Genomic DNA, 3,999 nt, shown 5'->3' with positions numbered 1-3,999 from the left:
TCTTTTGTCATAAGCAACAAAAGAAAGGTAACCAAAGAAAAATGCTTTTCTTTGAATCAAGGGCCCGCACGATCGATGCATTCGCAGGGATTTTTCATACGGGACATCCCTGTCCCGATGAAAAACGGCCTGCATCCATGCAGGCCGCCCTCCGGGTCTTCAATTGCCTTCGCAAGACTTAGACGACGCACAGCAACAGCAAAGGCCAAGCCGAGACCAAATGCCTAAATGCAGAGACAAAGGCAGAGGCAGAGGCCAGGCAGGTGCAACTTCAGGCTTCGATCCGATGCAACCGCAACTTCAAGATGGATCACGGCTTCTGTGAAGGTCGCATCGCGAACACTCCCACAACCCCAAATAAAAACGGGCGCCTCCAAAGAAGCGCCCGCTTCGGTCAACCCGAATCGATCACAAGGCCCGATGCACCGCCTCGCCGAACAAGGCGGTATGGTGGCTGCAGTCGTTCAAGCGCACCACGTCGAGGGTGTCGACGCTGTCGCCTTCGAGCAGGTTCAGCGTGGTCGGCGCCTGGCGGAAGGTCCACAGCTTCGACAAGGGGATGCCGAGCACCTTGCACAACAGCACGCGGTTGACGGCGTCGTGGGCGACCACCAGCAAGGTGTCGTCGGCACGCAGGCCTTCGCAGGCGCGCGCGAACGCGGGCCAGGCGCGGTCGAGTACGTGCACGATCGATTCGCCGCCGGGCATCAACACTTCATGCGGGGTGTCGCGCCAAGCGCGCAGGCGGTCGCCGTCGCGTTCGCGGATTTCGCTGGCGAGCAGGCCTTCCCAGGTGCCGTGGGCGATTTCCATCAAGCCAGGGTCGAACTGCAACAGGCTCGCGCGTTCGCTGCCGAGGGCGAGCTCGGCGGTACGGCGCGCGCGCGACAGCGGCGAGGCGACGGCGCGAGTGATCGAGACGTCGCGCAGGCGTGCGCCCAGCGCGTTGGCCTGGGCTTCGCCGACCGGCGACAGGGCAATGTCCTCCTGGCCCTGATAGCGGCCTTCGGCATTCCAAGGGGTTTCTCCATGACGGGCAAGCAAGATCCGCATGATCAGACCTGCGCCAGCGAGAGGATGCCGGGGGTCGCGCGCAGCAGCGCGAGCTGCTGTTCGTTGACGGGGCGGTCGACGGTGATCGCCGCGCGCGCCTGGCCGTCGCCGGCCGCACCCAGGGCGAAGTTGACGATGTTGACGCCGGCCGCGCCGAGCTGCGAGCCGACCGCGCCGATCATGCCGGGACGGTCTTCGTTGCGCAGCAACAGCACGTGCGCCTGCGGGTCGAATTCGATCTCGACACCATCCAGACGCACCACGCGCGGGCCGCGATGCAGGGTCGCCTCGATCTCGCGGGTGCGCTTCTCGCCGACCACGCGCAGCTTCAGCAGGCGATCGAAACCGTCGCCGTCGCCGCCGAGGGTCTCGGCCACGGTCAGGCCGCGCGCGGCCGCTTCCTGCAAAGCGTTGACCGGGGTCACGCGGCCCGAAGCGGTGCCGAGCAAGGCTGCCACCAGCAGGCGCGTCAGCGGACGCGTGTCGAGCGCATCGGTGCGGCCGGCATAGGTGATTTCCAGACGCGTCGGCGCCGGCACCAGGCGCGCGGCGAGGCGGCCCAGCGAGGACATCAGCGGCATCCACGGGCCGGATTCGCGCGCGGCTTCGGCGGTCAGCGGCGGCAGGTTGACGCAGCCGGCGACCGCGCCGGTGGCGACGAAATCGATGATCTGGCGGGCCAGGATCGTGCTCACCGCCTGCTGCGCTTCGCTGGTCGAGGCGCCCAGGTGCGGGGTCAGGATCAGCTTCTGATTCGCACGCAGCGCCGAGTCGGCCGGCAGCGGTTCGGTGACGAAGGTGTCGAGCGCGGCGCCGGCGATGTGGCCTTCTTCGATCAGCTGCAGCAAGGCGGCTTCATCGACCAGCCCGCCGCGCGCGGCGTTGATCAGGTAGGCGCCCTTCTTCATCCCGCGCATGCTCGTTTCCGAGAGCAGGTTGGTGGTTTCCTTGGTGCGCGGGATGTGCAGGGTGACGACGTCGGCCCAGGCCAGCAATTCTTCCAGCGACTTCAGCGGCACGCTGCCCTTGCCGGCGGCGGACGCGGGCAGGAAGGGGTCGTGCGCGGCGACTTCCATGCCGATGCCCTGCGCCTTGCGTGCGACGGTGCCGCCGATGCGGCCCAGGCCGATCACGCCGAGCTTCTTGCCTTCGAGTTCGAAGCCGGTCAGGCCCGCCTTCGGCCACTCGCCGGCCTTCATGCCAGCGTCGGCGCGCGGGATGTGGCGGGCCAACGCGAACAACAACGAGATCGCGTGCTCGGCCGCGGCCAGGGTGTTGCCGTCGGGCGCGTTCATGACCGCGATGCCGCGCTGGGTGGCGGCATCGACGTCGATGGTGTCGACACCGGCACCGGCGCGGCCGATCACGCGCAACTGGCTGGCGTCGGCGATCGCCTCGGCCGGCACTTTGGTCGCCGAACGCACCAGCACGGCGTCGACGCCGACCAGGGCCTGAGCCAGGGCAGCGGTGTCTTTGATCGGATCGGATACGACGACTTCCCAGCCCGCATCGCGGAACAGGGCCAGACCGTCTTCGTGAATGCCATCGCAGGCCAGTACTTTCATCGCAAGCTCCAGGTCGTAGGGGACAGACCACGGAGCACGAGCGAGCCGGCACTACGGTTGGATCTCGCGCCCTCAGGCTGAAGCTGGGGCCACGATGCCGCTGGGCAGCGGCGCCGCATGAGGCGGCATCTGACACGGGTCGGGAGACGGGGCCGGCTGGCATGGGAATCCGCGACTGCCCGCGCAGCCTAAGTCAGCGGACCGCCGCTTGGCAAGCGCGACCGCGTTCATGAGTTCGACCGCCGCCCTTGCCCGGGCGCAACGCGTTTTGTGCAGGAATTAGCAATTTACGATTGCGCTTCGGAACCGCGTCACAAAGATACGAATCGAGTCGCGATGGCACATTGAGAAATCGCGACCCGGGTCCTAGCGTCGTGGCGCCGGCGTCCTGCCGGCATCCGAAGAGAGAACACCCATGCGCAAGAAACTCGCTCTGACGCTCGGCTTCGCGGCGCTCGCCGCGGTCGGCGCCGCAGTCGCTGCAATCGGCCCCACCGGTCCCGGCCAGTTCTACACCTACTACGACGACAACGGCACCGTGGTCGGCTACTCGGCCATTCGCTGCGACAACACCCGCGAATCCTGGGGCAAGTTCACCAAGAACTACAGCGACGGTTATTTCATCTGCGACCCTGAAATCTGATCGATCCGGCGATCGCCGCCTTCGGTTTCGCCGCGGCACGATCCATGTCGCGCATCCGCACGGTAACGACCGCCTCGTTCGTCTTGCACCACCGATCTGAGCGATCGGCGCACCGGCACGACACCGTCGAGCGTGAGCGACGCTTGGCGCACAGCGCGCCCGCACCATCGAAGATCACGCCACTGCCCGGCCCCGTGAACGTCACCGCGCCGGGCATCCAATCTGCCTTAGCAAAGATGGGAGTTCGTCATGCGTAAATCTTTCGCCCTCGGTCTCGGCCTCGTCGCCGCCCTCGTCGCCACCGTCGCCCTCGCCCGCCCGCCGGGTCCGGACGAAATCGGCGAGTTCTATGTGTATTTCGACGCCGCCGGCAAGGTCGTCGGCCAGGCGCAGCTGAGCTGCGAGGGCGTCTACAGCGAGTCGGGCGTACGCACCGCCAGCTACAGCGCCGGCCACCTGGTCTGCAATCCGCGCTGATCGTCGTTTCGCATTGGGGAGAGAGGAGGCCGGCGTATGCCGGCCTCTTTTTTGGGCGCGTCGGTGTGGTCGCGGGCGCATGGGTTGCGATTCGCGCCGGGCAGCCACTTTGTTGCTCTTGCCGTTGCCGTTGCCGTTGCCGTTGCCGTTGCCGCGATGAGCTTGGCGCAGTATCAAACTCGCGAGAACGCCTGGAGACCCGGAGGGCGCCGCACAGGACGTGCGGCGTTTTTCGATAGGACAAGGATGTCCTATCGAAAA

The 3,999-nt window shown here is 66.4% G+C and carries 6 protein-coding genes; 4 read left to right on the top strand and 2 right to left on the bottom strand.

Translation table 11 applies throughout. The annotated features are described in order from the left end of the window. A partial coding sequence (locus tag ACTJJK_RS23110) for a hypothetical protein (RefSeq protein WP_440731358.1) occupies positions 1 to 182 on the top strand: 182 nt, incomplete at its 5' end. A 226-nt stretch (positions 183 to 408) separates the two neighbouring features. Here the strand turns inward: ACTJJK_RS23110 and ACTJJK_RS23105 are convergent. Then, the gene (locus ACTJJK_RS23105) at positions 409 to 1,053 is read right to left on the bottom strand and encodes a histidine phosphatase family protein (RefSeq protein ID WP_031374242.1); all 645 of its coding nucleotides are present in this window, start codon (positions 1,051 to 1,053) and stop codon (positions 409 to 411) included. Positions 1,054 to 1,055: 2 nt separating this feature from the next. Next, on the bottom strand, positions 1,056 to 2,618 hold the full coding sequence (gene serA / locus ACTJJK_RS23100; protein WP_031374243.1) for a phosphoglycerate dehydrogenase: 1,563 nt from the start codon (positions 2,616 to 2,618) through the stop codon (positions 1,056 to 1,058). A gap of 415 nt (positions 2,619 to 3,033) precedes the next feature. Here serA and ACTJJK_RS23095 point away from each other — a divergent pair, with 415 nt between their 5' ends. The 3 genes from ACTJJK_RS23095 to ACTJJK_RS23085 form a co-directional block, all read left to right on the top strand. After that, positions 3,034 to 3,261, top strand: coding sequence for a DUF6289 family protein (locus ACTJJK_RS23095; RefSeq protein WP_031374244.1), 228 nt, complete (start codon positions 3,034 to 3,036; stop codon positions 3,259 to 3,261). A 249-nt stretch (positions 3,262 to 3,510) separates the two neighbouring features. After that, entirely contained in the window at positions 3,511 to 3,738 is a 228-nt protein-coding gene (locus tag ACTJJK_RS23090; RefSeq protein WP_031374245.1) for a DUF6289 family protein, read from the top strand. 36 nt (positions 3,739 to 3,774) lie between these two features. Next, positions 3,775 to 3,999, top strand: a 225-nt coding sequence (locus ACTJJK_RS23085; protein ID WP_440731357.1) for a hypothetical protein, incomplete at its 3' end; no start/stop codon positions are given.

The sequence above is a fragment of the Lysobacter sp. 22409 genome, from assembly GCF_052045105.1.
GTDB classification, from domain to species: Bacteria; Pseudomonadota; Gammaproteobacteria; order Xanthomonadales; family Xanthomonadaceae; genus Lysobacter; species Lysobacter antibioticus_B.
The sequence above is the reverse complement of the archived record's forward strand: the minus strand, read 5'-3'. Positions and strand labels throughout refer to the sequence as shown.